Source organism: Mesorhizobium loti (genome assembly GCF_003148495.1).
GTDB lineage: Bacteria > Pseudomonadota > Alphaproteobacteria > Rhizobiales > Rhizobiaceae > Mesorhizobium > Mesorhizobium loti.
Window position 1 is genome coordinate 15,335 of the sequence record NZ_QGGH01000009.1, and the last position, 21,246, is coordinate 36,580.

The window sequence follows — 21,246 nt, forward strand, 5'->3', positions numbered from 1 at the left end:
GAGGATCGGAGAAGGCCAGCCTCGGAACAAGAAGCCAAGGCCGGTCTTCTCGTTGGCAGTCTGGTGTGCTTAGTAGGTCTTCTTCATCGTCTTCTTCACGTGGTGATGATGATGATGGTGGTGATGGCGGACGTGGTGGTGATGACGATGATGATGACGATGATGCTTGGCCATCGGAGCCGCATCCGCGCTCGTTGCGCCGATCACCGGCACCGTGAAAGCCAGCGCAACTGCAAGCCCGAGGGCTGAGAGGAGGGACTTCTTCATGGATCGTTTCCTTTCTTTCGCGGCCGTCTATGAATCGGGGCGATAGCCCGACCGCCGCGGATGGGATTACGCTCCCGATTTTTTTCGTCAGTATTTCCCGATTGTAGAATTTTGTTTCTGGACTGTTTCTGAGGAATCCGGGCTGCCACCACCATCCGCGGCAAGATCGAAGGGCGGCGACTTGGCCGCCCTGTTCGACTACATCGGCGGAACGACACCATTGTTTCCGACCACGACGCGACTGCTGCTCAGCGTGCCGTTACTGGCCCGCTGAGCGGTAACGAAGACCGTAGCGCCCGGCTTGAGGTCGGTCGGCGTGGCCGGCGCGAAGGTGACGACAGGCGTGTTGTCGGGGATCGAAATCTTCTTGGTCTGGCCATTGTCATAGGTCAGCGTGACCGCTCGACCGCTTACATCGGTGACGTCGGCGACGGTGCCGTTGGTCATCCGGCTGTTTGGCTGCAGGTCCCAGGGACGGTCACCTTCGCCGGTGCCTTTCAGCGCGGCCGGGAAAACCACCACCTCCAGGGCACCGCTGCCGCCATCCGCTTTCGACACGGAGGCGATGCCGAGGAAATCGCCCTGCTTGATGTCCTTTACGGATGCGTTGGCGACGCCTGAGATCTTCCAGTCGGCATTGAGCTTGATTGCCGAAGTATCGCCCTGGCGGGTTTTCACGGTGAGCAGCGATGGTTCGAAACTGACCACGGTGCCGCGCACGCGCTGCGCGTCCGCCGCTTGAGCGCTGCCCACACCGGCGACGGAAAGGCTGGAGATCGTGCCGAGCACGACCATGAGTGTCTTCAAGTTCATTGCAGAGGTCCTTCCGGAAACGAGCTGGCTGGAACCGGATGGTTTTCACGCCAGCGACTTGGGGATAACGAACGAGCGGGGCGAAACTGCCGGGCAAAAGGTCAATCGAGCATTCAAAACAACTTGATCGCGACGTGTACCCGATCCCGCGGTTCACGATCCCGTGACGGTCCGTTTGGCTCTTGGCAAATCGCTGCCGAGCGGGCATCTTCCCGATCGTCTCAGGCAACACTCCTCATTTGATCAAACTCTTTCAGTCATGGAGTTGCCAATGCCCCATAATGCAAAAAGCGAAGCCCTCTCCGAACCGGCAACCAACGGGAGCGGGCCAGATTACAGCACCCTCAGAGCGATGCGGGAGGCCCGCGGCTACAGCGTGGAAAAGCTGTCCCTGACATGCGGACTGTCGGTCGATGAGATTGAGGATATCGAGAACGGCAGGATAACGGATCCGTCGAAGCTGCGTCGTATTGTGTCAGCGCTTCGACTTTCCCAGGAGGCTCTGATCAGCCCTGTGCCGACGCCGGCGACGCAAGGTCGATCGCTGGCATAAATCCGCCCAGGCATTCCAGAGAACCCGCCAAGGCCTCCTTGGCGGGTTTCCTCGTACCTGCCGCAGCGTTCCGCTTCAGCCTGGCGCTTGCCGATTTGTATGTCGCACGACCTTATACGCGCGGCGGCCTTGGCTGCCGGACCGCATTCCGCCGTCCTTCACGGTTTTGAACCATGGGTTTTTCGATATGAGCCTGGACTCCGTTCGTGCCTTCTTCGCCGCCCACGCACCCGACATCGATGTCATCGTCACGCAGGCGAGCTCGGCCACAGTGACCCTGGCGGCTGAGGCGCATGGCGTGCTGCCGGCACAGATCGCCAAGACGATCTGCCTGCGCGTCGGCGACCGCACCATGCTGGTGGTGACCAGCGGCATCGCCAGGCTGGACAACCGCAAGTTCAAGGACCAGTTCGGCGGCAAGCCGCGCATGCTCGACGCCGCCGAGGTTGTCGAAGCGACCAGCCACCCGGTCGGCGGCGTCTGCCCGTTCGGCCTGCCGGCGCCGCTGCCGGTTTATTGCGACGTATCGCTGCGCGAATTCGAAGAGGTGGTGCCAGCGGCAGGCGCCACCAATGCTGCAGTGCGGATCAGCCCGCAGCGCATGGTCGATCTAATCGGCGCTGAGTGGGTCGATGTATGCCAGGGGTAGGGCGGGCCTAACCCGGACTTCAAGCAAGACGATAGAGGACACGTTCCGGGATTTTGCCCCGATCCAAGATTTGGCCAGACTGACCGGGGCATCTGGAAAGGCGGACTTTGGGGGCAAGTCCTTGTTTGAAATGGTCGGAGTGGCCGGATTCGAACCGACGACCCCTTGACCCCCAGTCAAGTGCGCTACCGGGCTGCGCTACACTCCGGACCGGTCGCGATGTATCGTGATAACCCCGTGCGGGTCAACCGAATTCCGCGACTTTTATCCCGCTGCGATTGCGGGTGCTGATGAGCGCTGCAAGGCAGGCCGCAAGAGCAGCTGGTGGCGGTATTCCAGCGCGATGGCGCCCCAGATCAGGCCGAGCAGCAGGTAGACATGGCGCCAATGGTCGATGTCGATGAAGGTGCCGAGCCCGATATTGCCGATGAAGGCGACATAGGCGCACAGGAGATAGGGCTGCCATGGCCGGTCGCGCAGCAGGATGCGGAATCCGGCTGCCATCGTCCAGGCGACGAGCGTGAGGAACGACACGAAGCCGAGCCAGCCATAGTCCATCAGCATCTTCAGCCAGATGTCGTGGGTGTCTTCGCCGAAGATCGTGCCGAAGACCAGCGGGCCGATGCCGAACGGATGCTCCATCGCCATCTGGAAGCCGATGCCGTAGCGGGCGAAGCGGCCGAGGCGGGCGGTGTCGTAGCTCTGCTCGAGATGGGCGCGGTTGGAAAACATCTCCGACACGCCGGGCAGCTGCAGGATGACGATCATGGCGACGACCAGCAGCGCCAGCGCGGCGATCGTCATCACCACCACGCGCAGCCGGAACATGCCGCTGGCGCTTTGCAGGAACAGGCAGCCGGTGAGCAGGACTGCCGAGACGGCGAACATGCCCCAGGCGCCGCGCGAGAACGAGAAGAAGATACCGGCGGTGATGATCAGCAGCGGCACTGCCAAAAGCGGCATGCGCGTGACCGGTCCGGTCAAAAGCAGATAGAGCAGATAGATGCCGGGCAGCACCAGGAACGGTCCGAACACGTTCGGGTCCTGGAAGGCGCCGGCGGCACGGTCGTATTTGGTGAACATTTCGGCGCCCGGAAAGGCGTGGAAATAGCCTGCAATGCCAAGCAGCGAGGTCGCCACGGCGGAAACCACGTAGGCAATGAAGATCAGTCGGTAGAGGCTCGGCTGTACAGCGGTGATCGATGCGAAGAACACCGCGCTGAAGGCAAGAAACAGCGATACGGCGAGATAGAGCGGCGTGTTGGCGAGGTCCGCCATCTGCGTCATGGAGATCATGCCGCCAATGTTCATCGTCACCAGCAGGACCAGGAGCGGCGTGGCCGCGCGGGAAATCCTCAAGCCGAAAAGCGCCCAGATGGCGATCAGCCCAGCCATGTAGAGTTCATAGGGCGCCGGCTCGCTGATGACGAAGCCGGACAGCAGAATGCCGAGGAAGACCGCGCCCGAGGAAATCAGCGCGGTCAGCTTGGCGTTGACCGCCGCGCGCGGCAAATCATGGCTGATCGCGCTCAATAGGCGTTTTCCGTGTTGAGCAGCCGGATCGGCGTCAGGAACAGGATCCGCAAGTCGAACAGCAGCGACCAGTTCTCGATGTAGTAGAGATCATATTCCGTCCGCATGCGGATCTTCTCGTTGGTGTCCATCTCGCCGCGCCAGCCATTGATCTGCGCCCAGCCGGTGACGCCGGGCTTGACCTTGTGGCGCGCGAAATAGCCGTCGACCACTTCATTGTAGAGCAAATTGTGCGACTGCGCGGCGATGGCATGCGGGCGTGGACCGACCAACGACAGCGAACCCAAGAGCGAGTTGAAGAACTGCGGCAGCTCGTCGATCGAGGTCTTGCGGATGAAGCGGCCGACGCGGGTGACGCGCGGGTCGTTCTTGGTCACCGTCTGCTTGGCGGTCGGGTCGGCCTTGTCCGTATACATCGAGCGGAACTTGTAGACCTCGATGATCTCGTTGTTGAAACCGTGCCGCTTCTGGTGGAACAGCACCGGCCCCTTGCTGTCGAGCTTGATGGCGATCGCGGTCGCCAGCATCACCGGCGAGAACACCACGATACCGATCAGGCTGAAGACGATGTCGAAGGCGCGCTTGGCAACCGAATCCCAGTCGTTGATCGGCTTGTCGAAGATGTCGAGCATCGGCACCGCGCCGATGTAGGAATAGGCGCGCGGGCGAAACTGCAGCGCGTTGGAATGCGCCGACAGCCGGATGTCGACCGGCAGCACCCACAGTTTCTTCAGCAACTGCAGCACGCGCGATTCGGCGGTCAGCGGCAGCGATACGATCAGCATGTCGATGCGGGCGATGCGGGCGAATTCGATCAGTTCCGAAATGGTGCCGAGCTTGGGATAGCCAGCGACGATGGGCGGCGAGCGCTTGTCGCCGCGATCGTCGAAGATGCCGCAGATGCGGATATCGTTGTAGGGCTGTTTTTCGACCGAGCGGATCAGGACTTCCGCCGCCTTGCCGCCGCCGACGATCACGGCGCGCCGCTCCATGCGGCCATCACGCGCCCAGGCTCGGATCAGCTTCGACATCACCAGCCTGAGGCCGAAGATGAGAACGAAGCCGATGACGAACCAGGTGCCGAACAAAAGGCGCGAATAGTCTTCCGACATCTTCGTGGCGAACGCGGTCAACGCCATCAGCGCGAAGGCGCCAGCCCAGGCCAGCAGGATGCGGCTGAAATTGGCGATGGGCCGCATCAGGGCGACGATCTGGTAGCAGTCGGTGACGTCGAGCAGCACCACGGCAAGGAACGACGCGGCCGCGATCGTCAGCGGATATTGCCAGGCGAGATAGTTGAAGAACCCGACATAATGGAAATAGACGCCGAGCCCGGACAGCAGCAACAACCCGAATTCGACCATGCGCAGGACGCCGCTGACCATGATCGGCGACATGGTATCGCGCCTGTACTGCGAAGCGACCTGGCGGGCGACATCGTTCATGCCGCCGGGCGTGTCGCCATCGGCCGGGCCGTCGAATTTACGCACCGCCTCTGGTGAAAAGCGGCGCGCGGGGTCGATCTCGTTCATGGGGCTTTCCGCAAGCTTCCCTTCGGTGAATAGCAAAAGAGAGCTAAGAAACCCTTGAAACAACCCGTGGCTTTGAAACGGCTTGGCCTTTGCGTCTATTTGCCGAGCGCGGCGAAGTAGGCCTTCTCGATGTCGGCGGCCATCACATCGGCGCCGAAGCGCGCCTTGAGGTCGGCGCCATCGGGCATCAGGTCGTGATAGGCGGCGGGGTCGGCCAGCGCCTGGCTCATCTTGTCGGCAAGCTCGACCGGGTCGGGCCGGATCAGGGCAGGGGAACCGGTGCCGAAGATCTCTGGAATGCCGCCGACCGCGGTTGCGATCATCGGCTTTCCCGCCGCAAGCGTTTCCAGCACGATATAGGGCATGGCCTCGGCGCGCGAGGGAACGATGACGAGCGCCGCCAGCGCAAAAGCCTCCCTGGCCGGCATCGGCGGCAGGAAGCGGACATGGCGCTCAATCCCGAGGCGTTTCACTTGCGCGTGGTAACGCGGCAGGTCGTCTCCGTCGCCGACCATCACCGCGGTCAGCGCGCGGCCGAACTGGGGGCCGGCGAGGGCCAGTGCATCGATGAAGATGTCCGGTCCCTTCAGGTCGCGCATCATGCCGATATAGAGCAGATCGGCCGCGTCGGGCTCCGTGACCACCGGTTCGAATTCGGTGGCGCGCAGGCCGTTATAGACAAGGGCGTTGGGAATGGGCGGCTCGCCGACCTTCCTGCGATATGTTCGCCGTTCATAGTCGGAGACAAACAGCAGGTAGTCGGTGAAGCGGGCCATGAAGCGCTCGAGCGCGAAGAACAGCTTTCCGGTGGTCGTGTTCTCGTCATAGTGGAGAGAGCCACCATGCGGTGAATAAAGGCGGGCTACGCGAGACCTTGATACCCGCAACAATGAGCCGAACAGACGGGCATAAGCGCCACCCTTGGCGCCGTGCCCGTGCAACACGTCCGGCCGCAATTCCTTGATGATCCTGTAAGTGCGCCAGGCCGAGGCAAGGTCGCCCGGGCCGACATGGCGCTGCATCGGCGTGCGATGGATGCCGAGCGCCAGCATGTCCTGCATCTGCTCGAACAGATGTTCCTCGAACTCGCCGCCGGTGGTCGAATCGCAGACGATACCGACGGAATGCCCGGCCGCGACCTGCGCCTCGGTCAGATCGCGCACATGCCGGAAAATTCCTCCGACGGGTGAACGAAAGCAATGGACGATCCTGAGTGTGTCCGCCACTTGGTATCTGTCAGAACAGACGTTCGCGGACGTAGACGGTATCGCCGGGCAGCAGCGGGTCGGAGGTGACCACGCGGCCGGTCATCACCTTGCCGTTGATGTCGCGGGTGATGTCGACGCTTTCCTGATTGGCGCGCGGCGAGAAACCGCCGGCAATGGCGATTGCCTTCTGCACTGTCAGGCCGGGGACGTAAGAGTATTGCCCCGCGGCTCCGACTTCGCCCATGACGAAGATCGGCCGGTAGCGGTCGATCTCGACCGAGACGTCGGGATCGCGCAGGTAGCCTTGCCGCAATTTGTCGGCGATTGCCTTTTCCATCTGCTGCGCGGTGTGGCCGCGCGCCGGTATGGCGCCGACAAGCGGGAAGGAGAGGTAGCCGGACTGGTCGACGCTGTAGGTGTTGGTCAGCCCGTCCTGCTCGAACACGGTGACGCGGACGCGGTCGCCGGCGCCAAGACGATAGGGCTGATCGAGCACCTCATGGAAGGCCGCCGGCGTCGGCCGGTAACTGGAACAGCCAGCAAGCATCGATACGGCAAGCAGAGCGCGAAACAGGGAAGCAGTGCTTTTCATGACCGGACAGGTACCTTCGACTGGCCGCTGCAGCGTCGCAGCAAACATCAGGGATCGAGGCCCGTTATCATCCTGTTAGGGTTAATGGCCGGTAAAGGGAGCGGCCGACACGCGGCGCATCGACAAGAGTTTTACGATTTTTGGCGGTTTTGTTTATCGCCCGCCAGTAAACCCTAACGGGAACTTACCGCGATCTTAACGGCTGAGTTACCATAGTTGTTTACGGTACGTGCTGACCCAGTATCGGAGTAGGGATGCATGTCCGTTCAGTCCGCGGCCGCAGATGTCGACGTCGATCTCAGGCAGCTCTTCGCCAGCCTAGCGAGGAACTGGCTGCGCATAGTCGTCGTCGTCCTAGTGGTGACGGGGCTGGCGTTCGCCTTCGCTTCGCTGGCGACTCGGCACTATAAGGCCGAGACGCAGGTGGAGATCGCTCCGCGTGAATCCGTCTATACGCGGCCGGCCAGCAACAACAACGACACCGACAAGCCAATTCTCGACGAACAAGGCGTCGCCACCCAGGTCCAGATAATTTCCTCCAACGAAATCCTCAAGCAGGTCGCGCAAAAGCTTGGTCTGGAAAAGCTGCCCGAGTTCGACGAAGCGCTCGATATGTCGCCGTTGAGCCGTGCTCTGGTTCTAGTTGGCCTGAAAAGCGACCCGATGGAAATTCCGACGGAAGAGCGCGTCCTCAAGAAAATGCACGAGAAGCTCAACGTCTATGGCGTCGAGAAGACCCGCATCATTGCTATCGAGTTCTCATCGGAAGATCCCAAGCTGGCGGCCGCCATACCGGACGCCATTGCCGCCGCCTATATAGCGGGGCAAGGGGCGGCCAAGCTGGAATCGAACAACGCTGCCGCCGACTTTCTGGCGCCGGAGATCGCCGATCTGCAGCAGCAGGTCAAAACCGCCGAGGCGAAAGTCGCCGCCTACCGCTCACAGTCCGATCTTCTGATGGGTGGCAACAATTCGGTGCTGGCCACCCAGCAGCTTTCGGAGCTGTCGAGCGAACTGTCGAAAGTGCGCGCCAATCGCGCCGCGGCCGAAGCGACAGCCGACGGTGTGCGCAGGGCGCTGCAGAATGGCGGTTCGCTGGATGCCGTGCCAGAGGTTTTGTCATCGGATCTGATCCAGCGCTTGCGCGAGCGCCAGGTCGAATTGCGCTCCAACATCGCCGATCTGTCGACGACGCTGCTTGGCAATCATCCGCGTATTCGCGCGCTGAAATCGCAACTGGCCGATCTCGACGCACAGATCCGTAGCGAGGCCCAGAAGATCATGAAAGGCCTGTTGATGCAGGCCGAGACGGCAAAGGCCCGCGAGAACCAGCTTGTCGCAGACGTCAACACGTTGAAGGCGGCTTCGGCGCAGGCCGGTGAGCAGCAGGTCGATCTCGACGCGCTGCAGCGCGACGCGACTGCCAAACGGCAGCAACTCGAACTGTATCTGACCAACTACCGCGAAGCGGCTTCGCGCCAGGATCGCAACTATCTGCCGGTCGACGCCCGGATCGCCTCAAAAGCGTCGGTTCCCTCCGAGGCCTATTTCCCGAAGGTCGGGCCGATCGTTGGCGCCGCTTTCGCCGCATCGCTGCTGATCATGGCTATCGTGACGCTGCTGCGGGAGCTGTTTTCAGGCCGCGCGATGCGGCCGGCGACCGGTTCCCGCTTCGAGCGGATCGACGAGGTCGCGATGCCACATGTCGCGCAGGCACCTGATAGGGTCGCAATGCCGGCTGTCCGCGCGGAACCCGCGATCCCTCAGGATTCTGTCGTTCGTCAGGAAATGGGGGACCGTCTGGCTGAAGCGGAGGCCGAGCTCCACACGGCCACGATGCCCTACAGGGCCGAGGCGACTGATAGGGGTGCGATGCCCGATGCGGCGACCACCGAGCAGACGGTTGCCGAGCCCGAACCGGTGCGTTCCACCCTGGGCGAGATCGACATCGAGAAGGCTGCCGAAAAGCTGATCGCCAGCGGTGCGGCGCGCGCCATATTCGTCTCGCCGGAGGGCGACGAGGCGGCGGCATCGGCGATCCTGGTGGCCCGCGAGGTCGCGGACGCCGGCCTGCGCGTGCTGTTGCTGGACCTGACCGCTTCGGGGGCGGCCTCGCGGCCGATGCTGGATAGCGGGCTTTTCCCCGGCATCACCAATCTGCTCGCTTCGGAAGCGCAGTTCAGCGACGTCATCCACGCCGATCTCTATTCGGACTGTCACGTCATTCCGGTCGGCACCGCCGATCCGGTCCGCGCCATGCGCGCCGCCGACCGGCTGCCGATCATCATGCAGTCGCTGACAACGGCCTATGATCTGGTCGTGGTCGAATGCGGACCGGCCGACGCGCAAGGCATCGGCCGTCTGGCCGGCGATGCCACCGAGGTCTTTCTCTCCATGCTGGAGCCGGACGACGAGGTGACGCAGGCCGCGGTCAGGCTGATCGAGAATGGTTATCCCGACCTGACGCTGGTGACGCCGCTCGGCCACGAACCGCCCGGCAATCCGGTGCCGGGACGGCGCACAGCCGCCGCCTGAGAGAGCCGCGGATCGCTTGGCGGAGGCCTGTTCGGGCGGCGTCTGATCTCTATCCCAGTTCCAGGGTCGTTACGCCGAACAGCCGCTGCGGCCCAAGCTTCGGAGCCGGGCCCTTGTACATGCGGGTGGTGGCGAAGGTCGGCGCAAAGCCGCCCGACTCGAGTGCGGCTATGAAACCGATATTATCGGCGGGGACGTCGATATGCAGGTCGCCGCTCCCGCAGGCACCAGCCAGTCCGTCCAGCAATTGCAGGGCGATTTCCAGGTCGTCGGCAAACAGCGGGCCGATCTTGAAGCCGGAACGGCACGGCCGCGCCACGGCGTAGCCGGTGGTGCCGCGTGAACTGATCGCCGCCAGCCCGTGATGCGGTGCCTGCAGCCATCGATGCAGGAACGCCCGCCGCGGTCCCGGAAAACAATGCGTGTCATAGGCGATGATGTCGGGCACGAGCTCAGTCGTCACTGTCCTCAGTCCGTCGGCGTTGACCGCCGGGCCTGCCGTGCGCCCGCTGTAGCGGATGGTCTCGTAAGCCGGCCTGAAGCCCTTGCTCCGGTAATTGGCCTGCTGCTCGGCGACGCCGTCGAGGCCGATAGTGCGGCCGGCAAGTCTCGTCATCCCAGCGTTCCACACCGCCTTGCCGTAGCCTTTGCCGCGCATGTCCGGCCGGCAGATGTAGAGGCCGATGAAACCGAACTCGCTTCCATAGGCCACTGCCGACACTGCGGCGACCATTTCGTTGCCGACAAAGGCGCCGATGAAGCCTTCCGGGTCCGCGGCCTGGAACATCGCCGCGTCTTCAAGGCCTGGGTTCCAGCCTTCTGCGGCCGCCCAGTCGACGAGAACCGCCAGCTCCTGCAGCGACAGTGTGCGGATGGTCGGCTTCATGGCCTTAGCTATCGTCTTCGGCGGGCGCTGCCTGTCCGGCCGCCCTGCGGCGCAGCATCTTGGTCAGCTTCCAGATCGTCGGGCTGTTCTTGATGAAGGCCTTGAGCCCTGTGCCTTGCCGAAGCGCCAGCGCCAGCACGCGGCCCTTCAGGGTCAGCGGTATCAGCACTTCGAAATGCCGGGTTTCGATATCACACCACAGCCGCTTGTAAGGCTCGTCGCCGACCGAGAAATCATAGACCTTGAAACCGGCCTCGCAGGCTTCCTGGATGTTGTCGAAGAACAGGAAATCGCCGGGGCTGGTGTGGCCGAGATCGTCCTCGGCGATCGCGCCGAACTCGCAGATCAGTCGCTTGCCTGAACGGCTCGACCCGGTGATGGCGCGCAGCTTGCCGGCAACCTCGAGCCCGTGCAGCATGAAGGAGGGCTCGTCCTCGGCAAGCGCTTGCGAAAACAGCGCGCGGAAGAAGCCGCGCACCTGCCTGTCGCCGAAGACGTTGGCGATGCCCATCTTGCGGAAGCGGAATTCCTTCATCTCGAAAAAGGCGTCGAGCAGCCTGTTCGCCTCGTCGGCGGTTCTGGCTTCGATGCGGCGATGACTGCCGACGGCTTCGAACTTGCGTGTCTGCGAACGGTGCTTCTTGCGCTTGCGTTTGCCGCTGGCGCGAGAAAGCAGCGCATCGAAGCCGCCGTCGAGGTCAACGGCCAGCGACAGATTGGGGCTGGCAAAATGGTCAAGCGCGCCTAGGGGATTGGCGACGCCGTCGAGATCGGGCAGCAATCGTTCCAGTGCGACGAGATCGATGTCCGGACGTGCCTTGGCGATGGCCGTCAGCATCGCTCGGATGGCCGGAACATCTGATCTGGCCAGCCAGTGCGGATCCGCGGCGACGAAGTTGCCATTGGCGTGGCGGCCACCCATTAAGCGGGCGACGCGGAACGGACCGCTGGCGGTGACCTCCAGGGCCAACGAGAAAACCGGCTTGCCTTCGGTGCTCAGTGTCGCAACGAGCAGATCCGGTCGGACCTCGGCAGCCCAGCTCAGGATCCAGGCAGCACTCTGCGGCGGTGCAAACAGGGCCGAGCGGCAGAACTCGGCATAGGCCACCAGTCCGTCCGTGGACGCCACTGAAATCGACAGGCCGGCATGGTTCCGTGGCAAGGCGCGCGACGACGCCTCGGTCGCCGCAAGCCGATTGCCGTCAAATGACGCTGCAGCGTCAACCATACCTCAATCCTTAGGGCGTATTGATCGCGATTTGGGGGTTCGCGTAGGCGCATTCCGTGCTTGGATCAGCCTAGGCGCAAAAGGTGAATGAATGATCGACGGCGGGGAGGCAATCCGGAAACTGGCGCTGAACGTCGCCCGCTATACCGGTCTCGCACCGCTGGCCAAACCATTCATCGGCGGCATCGGCGCCATCCTGATGCTGCATCGCGTTACCGCGACGCCGGAAAGGCCCGACAGCGTCAACCGGCATCTCAACATTGCTCCCGGTTTCCTCGATGCCATGATCGCCGACATGAAGGCGCATGGTTATGCCTTTGTCTCCATGGACGAAGCCGTTGAGCGCATCAAGGCAGGCGGCAAGGGCGGCGAGTTTGCCACCATCACCGCCGACGACGCTTATCGCGACAACATGACCGAGGCGCTGCCGGTGCTGGAGAAGCACGGCGCGCCGATCACCATCTATGTAGCGCCGGGGCTGATCAACGGCACGGCCGACCTGTGGTGGGATGTGGTCGAGGATATCGTCAAAGCGCGCGATAGCCTCACTCTGACGCGACCGAATGGTCCCCTGACGATCGATTGCTCGACACCTGCGAAGAAACTGCAGGCCAATGCACGCCTGCACGCCTATCTCACCTCCGAAGTCCGCGAGGAGGACCTGCAGGCGGTGTTGCGCGATCTGGCTCGCTCAAATGGCATCGACGCCGACGGCCCGCGATTGCGCACATTGATGAGTTGGGACGAGATCCGCGGCATGGCCGCGCATCCGCTGGTGACGATCGGCGCCCACACGATCAACCACAGCAATCTGAAGCGGCTTTCCGAAACCGGTGCCCGGCACGAGATCGGCGCCGTGCGCGGCATGTTGCAGGCCGAACTGGGCGAGAAGCCCAGCCATTTCGCCTACCCCTATGGTTATGCCAGCGCTGTCGGCTGCCGCGAGGTGGGCTTTGCCCGCGACGCCGGCTACACCTCCGCCGTGACGACGCGCCACGGTGTGCTGCGTGCCGAGCATGCCGGCTTCCTGCATGCCTTGCCGCGCATTTCAGTCAACGGCCGCTACCAGAGCCTTGCCCATATCCGCACCATGCTGTCGGGCGTGACGACGCCGCTCGCCAATGCCGGCAAGATGGTCGTTACCATCTGATGGGGTCGGGTTCCGCCTAGCGCTTGGTCCGTGGCTCCAGCATCAGCCATTTGATGATGCCCATCGCCGGCAGCACCCAGAGCAGGCCGCTGAGCAGGAAGAACAGGAAATGCACCCACGGGCCCGATTCCGACAGCCGGGCGACCGCGAAGATCGATGCGACCAGCGCATAGATGATGACCAGCGCCACCAGCAGGAACATTCCGATCAGCTTTTTCAGGCGCAGGGGCATGGTTGGTCTCCTGGTCGAGCATGCCGGCAATTCGCACAGGCGGCCCGGCAAGCTCAAGGGCTGTTGCCCCGCATAGGCCTTGACGCGAAGCTGTGCAACCGGTGAGGCGCGGCGCGACGGCGTGCCGCGCCGCATGGCCTTGCCAGCACGGGTGCGATGGTCCACCAATCCGCCAAACCAACCTGCCGGGACAAGATCATGGCTGCCATATCAGCTGCTGCGCCATACGTCGCCCGCGACCGCGACCTGCATAACCGGGCGCTGCTGCGCGGCTGGCTCTATGTGGTGCTTCTGGTGCTGTTTGCGCTGGTGCTGGTCGGCGGCGCCACGAGGCTAACCGATTCCGGCCTGTCGATTACGGAGTGGAAGCCGATCCACGGCGTGATACCGCCGCTCAACGACGCCGAGTGGCAAGAGGAATTCCAGCTCTATCAGCAGATCCCGCAATATGCCGAGCTCAACAAGGGCATGAGCATCGAGGCCTTCAAGTCGATCTTCTGGTGGGAATGGGCGCACCGCATCCTGGCGCGCAGCGTCGGCCTGGTCTTTGCCCTGCCGCTGCTGTTCTTCTGGGCGACGCGCCGCGTCGAGCGCGGCCTGGGACCGAAACTCGTGGGCATTCTCTTGCTCGGCGGCCTGCAGGGCGCCATCGGCTGGTGGATGGTGGCCTCCGGTCTGGTCGACCGGGTCTCCGTCAGCCAGTACCGGCTGGCGACCCACCTGACACTCGCGGCGCTGATCTTCACCGCGACCATGGTGGTCGCGCGCGGACTGGCGCCGCATTCCGAACCCGCCGCCGATCGGTCGACGCAGAGGCTGGCTGGCTTCATCGTGCTGCTGGCGCTGATCCAGATCTATCTCGGAGGCCTGGTCGCCGGGCTCGACGCCGGCTTGAGCTACAACACCTGGCCGCTGATGGATGGCAAGATCATCCCTGGCGACCTGCTGATCCTCGAGCCGGCATGGCGCAACTTCTTCGAAAGCCCGAAGACGGTGCAGTTCATCCATCGGCTCGGCGCCTATACGGTGTTCATCGTGGCCTTGTGGCACATGATCGCCACGCGCCGGCGGCTGCCAGGCTCAACGCATGCGCGGCGCGCGACGTTGCTGTTTCTGCTGGTGCTGGTGCAGGCCTCGATCGGCATCGGCACGCTGCTGATGCATGTGCCGCTGCATATGGCGCTGACCCATCAAGCCTTTGCACTGATTGTGCTGGGCTTTGCATCAGCGCATTGGCGCGGCACCAAGGGCGCCTATCCCTTGCCGCATGCAATCGCGCTCAGGAGCTGATCCCGAGCCGATCGGCCAGTCACATCCAGAATTCGTTTGACGATGTCGTCTTCTCGCCGTCGAACTCCGCCTGACGCAACGCTGCGGCGGATGGTGCAGACTGCCCCTGATCGGCCTTGGCTGCCTTGTCGGCGGCCTTGAGCGCATCGAGCTTGGCTTGGGCCACGGCGATATCCTGCTGCACCTGGGCGGCCTTGACCTGATCCTTGATGGCCTTGGCCTGGTCTTCCAAATCCTGAATCTGCTTTTCGAGCGCGGCCTCCTGGGCTGCATTGCTCGACGAACTGGACGAGGAATGCTGGGTTGCCGGTGAGGAACCCGAAATCGCGCTGACCATGACAAATCCCGAAGTGGAGCCGAGACCAGTCAGTAGCCCATTGTGGTGAACAAGCGGTTAGCACCGCGCCGTTGCCCCGTGCGATCAGAAGCTTGCCCGCACCGCCCGGATCGCCCCGGCGATCGACAATTCGCGATTCTCCTCGACCGCGTTGCCGTCCTCATGATGCCAGGACGCCGACAGGCACCCATAGGCGATGGCATGATCGAGGATGGCTGGTGGTGTCTGGCCCAGTGTTCTGGCAAAGACGTCCGCCATATGCGCTGTTCGCTCCGGATCGAGGCAAAGCTCATCTCGGTCGAGCGGGTTGTAGAACATGTTCGCGGCGTCGAAGCCGGGATCGCCGAGAACCCCCTTCGGATCGATGGCCAGCCAGCCGCGCCGCCCGTGCAGGATGTTTTCGTGATGCAGGTCGCCATGCAGGGGCCTGATATCATGTGGATCCGCCAGCAGCCGGTCGGCAATGATGGCGGCCTCGACATAAAGGCTGTCATGGTCCGAATCGCGGTCGGTTGCGGCCTTCTTGAATAAGCTTGAAAACCGTTCCCTGAGCGGCTGAAGCTCGGGCGGGAAGGGGTCTTTCCCCTGTGAAAACAGTTTTGCCATCACATCGGCCGCGATTTCAGTGGCGGCGTTGTCGCTCTGTTCGTCGAGAACCTGCTGCAGCAGGGTTTCACCGGCATATTCGAGCAGCATGCTGTGGCCGTCGCGGCCGAGCAGACGCACCGCGCCTTCGCCGCGCCGCCAGGCAAGATAATGCTCTCCGCGCAACTCGTCGGCGACATCGTCGAAAGGCTTGAGTGCCTTGACGATCGCCGGCGAGCCGTCTTCTCGCAAAACCTTCCAGATACGGCTCGAAAAGGTCTCGGCAATGAGTTCGGGCGCCCTGACTTTCCAGCGCGTCGGAAAGGTTGGCGCGTCCATCAGAGGCCGAGCATCAGGTCCATGTTCTGGACGGCAGCACCCGAGGCACCTTTGCCGAGATTGTCGTAGACCGCCAGCAGCAGTGCCTGCGCCCGTTTGTCGTTGGCGAAGACATAGACCTTCATCCGGTTGGTGCCGTTGTAGATCTCCGGATCGATTTCCGGCATGCGCTCCGAATGCGCGTAGGGCGCCACCTCGACCACACCGCCCTTGATGGCGGCGAAATGGTCGGCGATCGCCGCATGCAGCTCCGCACCCGTCGGCACATGGTCGAGGCCGCCAAGCTGCAATGGCACAACGGTGATCATGCCCTGGGCGAAATTGCCGACCGCCGGCTGCATGATCGGATCATGCGACAGCCTGGCATAGGCCCTCAGTTCCGGCACGTGCTTGTGCTGCAGAGTGAGGCCGTAGGGCAGGAATTCCGAGGCGTCCTCGCCCTTGGCGACATAGTCCTCGATCATCGGCCGTCCGCCGCCCGAATAGCCCGAAATGCCGTTGACGGTGATCGGGAAATCCGCCGGCAGCAGGCCGGCGGTGACCAGCGGCCGCAGCGTTGCGATCGGTCCCTGCGGCCAGCAGCCGGGGTTGGCGACGCGTTTTGCCGAGGCAATCGTCTTCGCCTGTGTCTTGTCCATCTCGGCGAAGCCATACGCCCAGCCTTCCGCCACGCGATGCGCGGTCGACGCATCGATGACCTTGGTGGTGCTGTTGGCGATCAGCGAAACACTCTCCTTTGCCGCATCGTCGGGCAGGCACAGGATCGCGACATCGGCGGCATTGAGGAACTCGGCGCGCGCAGCCGTTTCCTTGCGGCGCTCGGCGGGAACCGAGATGATTTCCAGGTCGCCGCGCTCAGCCAGCAACGCCCGGATCTGCAGGCCGGTGGTGCCGTGTTCGCCGTCGATGAAGATTTTCGGTTTCATGGATTGATCAAATTCCCTGATATTCTAGGACTATATGCCGTTACCGTGGTTCACTGCGGCACCGTTGTGATGGCCGTTGTTCAGCTCTTCAAGCCGTGCCTTTCGCTCCGCCAGCAGGCCGAGATATTGCATGGCCACCATGGAGCCGGCGATCGCCGTTATATCGGCGTGATCATAGGCCGGCGCAACCTCTACGACATCGGCGCCGACAATATCGATCTGGTTGAGCTGGCGCAGCGTCGAAAGGATCTTCGCCGAGGACGGTCCGCCGGCAACCGGCGTGCCGGTTCCCGGCGCATAGGCCGGATCGAGGCAGTCGATGTCGAAGGTGAGATAGGTCTTCTTGCCGCCGGTGCGGTCGACGATGGCGTAGGCGATGTCGGACGCCCGCATCTCCTCGATTTCATGGCCGTAGAGGATCTTGATGCCGAACGTGTCGGGCGCATGGGTGCGGATGCCGATCTGGATCGACCGGTCGGGATCGATGATGCCTTCCTTGACGGCGCGGCCGACGAAGGATCCGTGGTCGATGCGCTTGCCGTCGTCCGGCCAGGTATCCTGATGGGCGTCGAATTGCACCAAAGCGAGCGGCCCATGGATGGCGGCATGCGCCTTGAGCAGCGGCCAGGTGACGAAATGGTCGCCGCCGAGCGTCAGCAGGAAGGCGCCGGATTTGAGGATCTTCGCCGCTTCGCGCTCGATCGTGCCGGGCGTCTTCTGGTGGTTGCCCGAGTCGAGCAGGCAATCGCCATAGTCGACGACCGCCAGATGCTCGAACAGATCGCGTGAGAACGGATATTGCGGGTCGTTGTCGAGGATCGCCGAGGCGCGGCGAATCGCCTGCGGCCCGAAGCGGGCGCCGGGCCGGTTGGTGACGGCGGCATCGAAGGGAATACCCCACACCACCGCATCCGCGCCCTTCACGTCCTTGGTGTATTTGCGCCGCATGAACGACAGTGCGCCGGAGTAGGTCGGCTCGAATGCGGCGCCCGTTTTGGAACGGGCGGTGAAGGCGTTGTCGATGTTGTTGTTCGCCATTACGGATCCTCGTTTTTCATCGGGGTGCAACAACTACAGAACCGGCACGGAAGATGCCAGTCACAGCTTGGCGAGACGGAGTGGCGCTGCGCGAGTGCCACGGCAAGACAGGATTTGTATCATCATGACGCAGACGGCATTTCTCAACGCCACGCGTGCCGCGGCGTCGACCCACACCGGTACGATCGCCGGTGAACGCTTCCTGGTCCTTGATTCGTGGCGCGGTATCTGTGCGCTTCTGGTGGCATTGTTTCACTTCCCGACCGGTTCGACGATTTCGCAAAGCGCCTTCATCGGTTCGTCCTACCTCTTCGTCGATTTCTTCTTCGTTCTGTCCGGCTTCGTCATTGCCAGCAGCTACGGCAATCGGCTCAATCAGCCGGAACAGGTTGCTCGCTTCGCCCTGGTCCGTTTCGGTCGCATCTACCCGCTGCATCTGCTCATGCTTGCCGCCTTTGCCGGCTTCGAGCTGCTGCGGCTGATGTTGCCGCAACTGCATGGCACCGGGGCTGCTCCCTTCACCGGCGGCTTCGACCCTAGGAGTCTGCTTGCCAATCTTCTCCTGCTCCAGGGTGTCGGCTTCGAAGATCAATTGACCTGGAATGCGCCAAGCTGGAGCATTTCGGCCGAGTTCTTCGCCTATCTCTTGTTTGCTGGCGTGGTCTTCGTCGCCGGCGCGCGCGCCTGGATATGGTTCGTTGCCGCCGCCGTCACCGCGCCGCTGTTCCTGCTCGGCTTCTCGACCCATCATATGGATGTGTCCTTCGATTTCGGCTTCATCCGCTGCCTGTACGGCTTCTCGCTCGGCGCCTTGCTGGCCTGGTTTCAGCATGATTCCATTGCAGGGGCACGACAGGCCCTCGCCAGGAGTGGCCCACGGATGGACTGGACCCTTGCTGAAATCGTCATGATGGCCGTCATCGTGCTTTTCGTTTCGCTGGCCGGCGGCAATGATTTCGGCATCGCGGCACCCATGGTGTTCGCGCTGGCGCTGTTTCTGTTCGCCCATGAAGGCGGCTGGATCAGCGCCTTGCTGAGAGCCCCGGTCATGCTGACGCTCGGCGCGCTGTCCTATTCGATCTACATGGTCCACATCTTCGTCCAGGCGCGCCTGATCAACGTCGCCGGGCTTGTCGAACGCAAGCTGGGCCTCGGCCTGATTGGCGACTTCATGCTGCGCGGCCAGCCTGCCACCGGCTTCGGCGCCGGCTGGACGGGAGCGGTGGCGATCGTCGTCATGCTCGCCGCCACCATCGCCGCATCCTGGATCACCTGGCGTTTCGTCGAGATGCCGGCCATGGCGTGGTTCCGCCGGCTCTCGAAACGCATCTGAGGAGAGCTTTTGCGAGCATGATCCCGAAAAGTGGAAGCCGGTTTTCTCGGACAAACGGAAACCGTTTGTCCAGAGATCATGCTCAAACCAGAAATCCGCTAGCCGGCTTCGTTCACCCAGATGTCACGGGCATCGCCTATCCGGGTTTCGATCCGGCAAGGAGCGATTCTCGATGCGGACCCTTTGGCTGAGCCTTCTGTTTTCCGCGGCCTTGGCGGCTGCCTCTGGCCAAGCCTTGGCCGGCGAAACCCGCGCCAGGCAGATCCTCGACCGCTTCGAGCATGCCAACCAGTGGCGCGACCACGTCATGGTGGCCGCGCATCGCGCCGGTAGCATGCAGGCTGGCAAGACGCTTTATGCGGAGAATTCGATTGCCGCTGTGGAAGGTTCGATCGCCATGGGCGCCGAGATCGTCGAGGTCGACATCCGGCGCTCGAAGGACGGTGAGTTCGTCGTCATGCATGACAGCTGGCTCGACCGCACCACGACCTGCAAGGGCGAGGTGGTCAAATACACGCTGGCCGAGCTCAAGACCTGCAGGCTTGTGATTGAGGGCACCGGCGCCGTCACCGACGAGACAGTCTCGACGCTGCGCGAGATGCTCATGGCGACCAGGGACAGGATCCTCATCAATCTCGACAACAAGCTCGAAGTCGGCGACCTCCCAGGCATGATCGCGGTCGCCCGCGACCTCGGCATGGCCGAGCAGGTCATCGTCAAGGAGAACCTGTGGAATTCACAGCGGATTTCCGCGGTCAAGGCCGCCATGGGCGCCATCGGCGGCGGCTTCCAGTTCATGCCCATCATCGCCGACGACGCGGTGCATGATGCCGGTTTCGCCGAGACGGTCGACGGTGCCTTTTCGCCGCGTGCGATCGAGCTGATCAACTGGCGGGCAGGCGCCGAGAAATTGACCGAGACCGGCGGACCACTGTTCAGCACGCGCATGCGCGCGGCCGCGGTGAGGGGTAACTGGCACATCTGGGCCGACACCTACGCCATCGTCAACAAGCCGGGCGGCTTCCTGGCTGGCGGCCGCGGCGACGAACTGGCAGTGCAAGCCAGCCTGCCGCGCGAAAGCTGGGGTTTTTGGGCTGATCGGGGCGCCACCATCATCCAGACCGACGAGCCGAAGGCGGCCATCGACTGGCTGGCGGCGAACGGTTTTCGCGTGCCTTATGCTGATGAGGCGCGGCCGGCTGAGCCGGCGAATACGGCGAGTATCAACTAAGCGGCGGCTGCGGCAGCCAATCTCCCCCACGAGGGGGGAGATTGGCTAGCTTCAAGCCGCCAGCGCCACGCCGTCCAGTTCGCTGAGCACATCCTGTGGCAATTCGAGTTCACCCGCCGCTAGGTTTTCCCTGAGATGCCCGACCGACGATGTGCCGGGGATCAGCAGGATGTTGGGCGCGCGGCGCAGCAGCCAGGCGAGCGCGACCTGCATGGGTGTGGCGCCGAGGCGCGCTGCGACTTTCGACAGGGTGGAAGATTGCAGTGGATTGAAGCCGCCGAGCGGGAAGAACGGCACATAGGCAATGCCGTCGCGGGCAAGGTCGTCGATCAGGGCGTCGTCGTCGCGATGTGCCAGATTGTACTGGTTCTGCACGCAGACGATCTCGGCGATCCGGCGCCCTTCGGCGATCTGCGCCGACGTCACGTTGCTCAGCCCGATGTGCCGGACCAGGCCCTGTTGTTGAAGCCCGGCCAGCACGGTGAGCGGCGCTTCGATCGATCCCTCGGCCGGACCATGGGTATCGAACATGATGCGCAAATTGACCACTTCGAGCACTTCGAGCCCGAGATTGCTTAGGTTGTCGTGCACCGCCTGGGTCAGCGCTTCGGGAGAGAAGGCCGGCAACCACGACCCATCCATGCCGCGGCGGGCGCCGATCTTGGTGACGATGACGAGATCGTCCTTGTAGGGTGCCAGGGCCTCGCGGATCAGCCGGTTGGTGACGTGCGGACCGTAAAAGTCGCTGGTATCGATGTGGTCGACGCCTTGCGCAATGGCCTCGCGCAGCACGGCCAATGCAGCGTCATGGTCCCTAGGCGGCCCGAACACGCCGGGTCCGGCGAGCTGCATGGCGCCGTAGCCGAGCCGTTTCACGGTGTGGCTGCCAAGGGTGAAGGTGCCGGATTGTTGGATGTTGGACATGATTGATCTCCTTTGAGGAGACAGAGATAGGCGCTGCTCAACCTCGTGATAATCAGGTACAATCC

At 63.0% G+C, this 21,246-nt stretch carries 21 protein-coding genes and 1 tRNA gene; 7 read left to right on the forward strand and 15 right to left on the reverse strand.

What is annotated here, in order from left to right:
* Window positions 1-69 precede the first annotated feature (69 nt).
* The gene (locus C8D77_RS37305; RefSeq protein ID WP_126069386.1) at window positions 70-267 is read right to left on the reverse strand and encodes a hypothetical protein; all 198 of its coding nucleotides are present in this window, start codon (window positions 265-267) and stop codon (window positions 70-72) included.
* Window positions 268-465: 198 nt separating this feature from the next.
* Window positions 466-1,080, reverse strand: coding sequence for a hypothetical protein (locus C8D77_RS25910; protein WP_109669438.1), 615 nt, complete (start codon window positions 1,078-1,080; stop codon window positions 466-468).
* Window positions 1,081-1,351: 271 nt separating this feature from the next.
* Between C8D77_RS25910 and C8D77_RS25915 the strand changes: the two genes are divergently transcribed.
* The gene (locus tag C8D77_RS25915; RefSeq protein ID WP_109669797.1) at window positions 1,352-1,633 is read left to right on the forward strand and encodes a helix-turn-helix domain-containing protein; all 282 of its coding nucleotides are present in this window, start codon (window positions 1,352-1,354) and stop codon (window positions 1,631-1,633) included.
* A gap of 187 nt (window positions 1,634-1,820) precedes the next feature.
* Window positions 1,821-2,282 (forward strand): YbaK/EbsC family protein, encoded by a 462-nt coding sequence (locus tag C8D77_RS25920; RefSeq protein ID WP_109669800.1) that lies wholly within the window; start codon window positions 1,821-1,823, stop codon window positions 2,280-2,282.
* A gap of 131 nt (window positions 2,283-2,413) precedes the next feature.
* Here C8D77_RS25920 and C8D77_RS25925 read toward each other — a convergent pair.
* The 5 genes from C8D77_RS25925 to C8D77_RS25945 all read right to left on the reverse strand — a co-directional run bounded on the left by C8D77_RS25925 (window position 2,414) and on the right by C8D77_RS25945 (window position 7,147).
* Window positions 2,414-2,490: transfer RNA gene (locus tag C8D77_RS25925), tRNA-Pro, on the reverse strand.
* A 56-nt stretch (window positions 2,491-2,546) separates the two neighbouring features.
* Window positions 2,547-3,815 (reverse strand): O-antigen ligase family protein, encoded by a 1,269-nt coding sequence (locus C8D77_RS25930; RefSeq protein WP_109669441.1) that lies wholly within the window; start codon window positions 3,813-3,815, stop codon window positions 2,547-2,549.
* Entirely contained in the window at window positions 3,812-5,347 is a 1,536-nt protein-coding gene (locus C8D77_RS25935) for an undecaprenyl-phosphate glucose phosphotransferase (RefSeq protein ID WP_109669444.1), read from the reverse strand. The genes C8D77_RS25930 and C8D77_RS25935 overlap by 4 nt, the downstream gene beginning before the upstream one ends.
* Window positions 5,348-5,442: 95 nt before the next feature.
* Window positions 5,443-6,573 (reverse strand): glycosyltransferase family 4 protein, encoded by a 1,131-nt coding sequence (locus C8D77_RS25940; protein ID WP_109669446.1) that lies wholly within the window; start codon window positions 6,571-6,573, stop codon window positions 5,443-5,445.
* A 10-nt stretch (window positions 6,574-6,583) separates the two neighbouring features.
* On the reverse strand, window positions 6,584-7,147 hold the full coding sequence (locus C8D77_RS25945) for a polysaccharide biosynthesis/export family protein (RefSeq protein WP_109669803.1): 564 nt from the start codon (window positions 7,145-7,147) through the stop codon (window positions 6,584-6,586).
* A gap of 258 nt (window positions 7,148-7,405) precedes the next feature.
* Between C8D77_RS25945 and C8D77_RS25950 the strand changes: the two genes are divergently transcribed.
* A complete protein-coding gene (locus C8D77_RS25950; RefSeq protein ID WP_109669448.1) occupies window positions 7,406-9,682 on the forward strand; it encodes a GumC family protein in 2,277 nt (758 codons plus the stop codon).
* Between the two features lie 49 nt (window positions 9,683-9,731).
* Here C8D77_RS25950 and C8D77_RS25955 read toward each other — a convergent pair whose 3' ends face one another.
* Together C8D77_RS25955 and C8D77_RS25960 are read right to left on the reverse strand one after the other, a co-directional pair.
* Window positions 9,732-10,568: a GNAT family N-acetyltransferase gene (locus tag C8D77_RS25955; RefSeq protein ID WP_109669451.1), complete on the reverse strand. Its 837-nt coding sequence runs from the start codon at window positions 10,566-10,568 to the stop codon at window positions 9,732-9,734.
* A 4-nt stretch (window positions 10,569-10,572) separates the two neighbouring features.
* Window positions 10,573-11,796, reverse strand: a complete 1,224-nt coding sequence (locus C8D77_RS25960) for a GNAT family N-acetyltransferase (RefSeq protein ID WP_109669453.1) — start codon at window positions 11,794-11,796, stop codon at window positions 10,573-10,575.
* Between the two features lie 91 nt (window positions 11,797-11,887).
* Here C8D77_RS25960 and C8D77_RS25965 point away from each other — a divergent pair, with 91 nt between their 5' ends.
* On the forward strand, window positions 11,888-12,946 hold the full coding sequence (locus C8D77_RS25965; RefSeq protein ID WP_109669456.1) for a polysaccharide deacetylase family protein: 1,059 nt from the start codon (window positions 11,888-11,890) through the stop codon (window positions 12,944-12,946).
* Between the two features lie 16 nt (window positions 12,947-12,962).
* Here the strand turns inward: C8D77_RS25965 and C8D77_RS25970 are convergent, their stop codons facing one another.
* On the reverse strand, window positions 12,963-13,178 hold the full coding sequence (locus C8D77_RS25970; protein ID WP_109669806.1) for a DUF2842 domain-containing protein: 216 nt from the start codon (window positions 13,176-13,178) through the stop codon (window positions 12,963-12,965).
* Window positions 13,179-13,376: 198 nt separating this feature from the next.
* Here C8D77_RS25970 and C8D77_RS25975 point away from each other — a divergent pair, with 198 nt between their 5' ends.
* Window positions 13,377-14,468: a COX15/CtaA family protein gene (locus C8D77_RS25975; protein WP_109669809.1), complete on the forward strand. Its 1,092-nt coding sequence runs from the start codon at window positions 13,377-13,379 to the stop codon at window positions 14,466-14,468.
* A 19-nt stretch (window positions 14,469-14,487) separates the two neighbouring features.
* On the opposite strand, the gene C8D77_RS25980 is transcribed toward C8D77_RS25975, so the two are convergent.
* The 4 genes from C8D77_RS25980 to speB form a co-directional block, all read right to left on the reverse strand.
* Window positions 14,488-14,805 carry a hypothetical protein gene (locus C8D77_RS25980; protein ID WP_109669458.1) on the reverse strand — a complete coding sequence of 106 codons (318 nt, stop codon included), beginning with the start codon at window positions 14,803-14,805 and terminating at the stop codon, window positions 14,488-14,490.
* A gap of 84 nt (window positions 14,806-14,889) precedes the next feature.
* Complete coding sequence (locus tag C8D77_RS25985; protein ID WP_425453762.1) at window positions 14,890-15,732, reverse strand: aminoglycoside phosphotransferase family protein; 843 nt, start codon at window positions 15,730-15,732, stop codon at window positions 14,890-14,892.
* Window positions 15,729-16,655, reverse strand: a complete 927-nt coding sequence (gene argC / locus C8D77_RS25990; RefSeq protein WP_109669464.1) for an N-acetyl-gamma-glutamyl-phosphate reductase — start codon at window positions 16,653-16,655, stop codon at window positions 15,729-15,731. The genes C8D77_RS25985 and argC overlap by 4 nt, the downstream gene beginning before the upstream one ends.
* A gap of 30 nt (window positions 16,656-16,685) precedes the next feature.
* The gene (gene speB, locus C8D77_RS25995) at window positions 16,686-17,693 is read right to left on the reverse strand and encodes an agmatinase (protein WP_109669467.1); all 1,008 of its coding nucleotides are present in this window, start codon (window positions 17,691-17,693) and stop codon (window positions 16,686-16,688) included.
* A 124-nt stretch (window positions 17,694-17,817) separates the two neighbouring features.
* Between speB and C8D77_RS26000 the strand changes: the two genes are divergently transcribed.
* Together C8D77_RS26000 and C8D77_RS26005 are read left to right on the forward strand one after the other, a co-directional pair.
* Window positions 17,818-19,026 carry an acyltransferase family protein gene (locus C8D77_RS26000; protein ID WP_109669469.1) on the forward strand — a complete coding sequence of 403 codons (1,209 nt, stop codon included), beginning with the start codon at window positions 17,818-17,820 and terminating at the stop codon, window positions 19,024-19,026.
* A gap of 172 nt (window positions 19,027-19,198) precedes the next feature.
* A complete protein-coding gene (locus C8D77_RS26005; RefSeq protein WP_109669472.1) occupies window positions 19,199-20,257 on the forward strand; it encodes a glycerophosphodiester phosphodiesterase family protein in 1,059 nt (352 codons plus the stop codon).
* Between the two features lie 51 nt (window positions 20,258-20,308).
* On the opposite strand, the gene C8D77_RS26010 is transcribed toward C8D77_RS26005, so the two are convergent.
* Complete coding sequence (locus tag C8D77_RS26010; protein ID WP_109669475.1) at window positions 20,309-21,181, reverse strand: aldo/keto reductase family oxidoreductase; 873 nt, start codon at window positions 21,179-21,181, stop codon at window positions 20,309-20,311.
* Window positions 21,182-21,246: the final 65 nt, after the last annotated feature.

What these genes read in the sequence shown, in the direction of transcription:
- C8D77_RS25935 (WP_109669444.1), bottom strand. Translation starts at nt 5,347, where the DNA reads ATGAACGAGATCGACCCCGCGCGCCGCTTTTCACCAGAGGCGGTGCGT.
- C8D77_RS25920 (WP_109669800.1), top strand. Translation starts at nt 1,821, where the DNA reads ATGAGCCTGGACTCCGTTCGTGCCTTCTTCGCCGCCCACGCACCCGAC.
- C8D77_RS37305 (WP_126069386.1), bottom strand. Translation starts at nt 267, where the DNA reads ATGAAGAAGTCCCTCCTCTCAGCCCTCGGGCTTGCAGTTGCGCTGGCT.
- C8D77_RS26010 (WP_109669475.1), bottom strand. Translation starts at nt 21,181, where the DNA reads ATGTCCAACATCCAACAATCCGGCACCTTCACCCTTGGCAGCCACACC.
- speB (WP_109669467.1), bottom strand. Translation starts at nt 17,693, where the DNA reads ATGGCGAACAACAACATCGACAACGCCTTCACCGCCCGTTCCAAAACG.
- C8D77_RS26000 (WP_109669469.1), top strand. Translation starts at nt 17,818, where the DNA reads ATGACGCAGACGGCATTTCTCAACGCCACGCGTGCCGCGGCGTCGACC.
- C8D77_RS25970 (WP_109669806.1), bottom strand. Translation starts at nt 13,178, where the DNA reads ATGCCCCTGCGCCTGAAAAAGCTGATCGGAATGTTCCTGCTGGTGGCG.
- C8D77_RS25910 (WP_109669438.1), bottom strand. Translation starts at nt 1,080, where the DNA reads ATGAACTTGAAGACACTCATGGTCGTGCTCGGCACGATCTCCAGCCTT.
- C8D77_RS25960 (WP_109669453.1), bottom strand. Translation starts at nt 11,796, where the DNA reads ATGGTTGACGCTGCAGCGTCATTTGACGGCAATCGGCTTGCGGCGACC.
- C8D77_RS25980 (WP_109669458.1), bottom strand. Translation starts at nt 14,805, where the DNA reads ATGGTCAGCGCGATTTCGGGTTCCTCACCGGCAACCCAGCATTCCTCG.
- C8D77_RS25915 (WP_109669797.1), top strand. Translation starts at nt 1,352, where the DNA reads ATGCCCCATAATGCAAAAAGCGAAGCCCTCTCCGAACCGGCAACCAAC.
- C8D77_RS25955 (WP_109669451.1), bottom strand. Translation starts at nt 10,568, where the DNA reads ATGAAGCCGACCATCCGCACACTGTCGCTGCAGGAGCTGGCGGTTCTC.
- argC (WP_109669464.1), bottom strand. Translation starts at nt 16,655, where the DNA reads ATGAAACCGAAAATCTTCATCGACGGCGAACACGGCACCACCGGCCTG.
- C8D77_RS25945 (WP_109669803.1), bottom strand. Translation starts at nt 7,147, where the DNA reads ATGAAAAGCACTGCTTCCCTGTTTCGCGCTCTGCTTGCCGTATCGATG.
- C8D77_RS25965 (WP_109669456.1), top strand. Translation starts at nt 11,888, where the DNA reads ATGATCGACGGCGGGGAGGCAATCCGGAAACTGGCGCTGAACGTCGCC.
- C8D77_RS25975 (WP_109669809.1), top strand. Translation starts at nt 13,377, where the DNA reads ATGGCTGCCATATCAGCTGCTGCGCCATACGTCGCCCGCGACCGCGAC.
- C8D77_RS26005 (WP_109669472.1), top strand. Translation starts at nt 19,199, where the DNA reads ATGCGGACCCTTTGGCTGAGCCTTCTGTTTTCCGCGGCCTTGGCGGCT.
- C8D77_RS25950 (WP_109669448.1), top strand. Translation starts at nt 7,406, where the DNA reads ATGTCCGTTCAGTCCGCGGCCGCAGATGTCGACGTCGATCTCAGGCAG.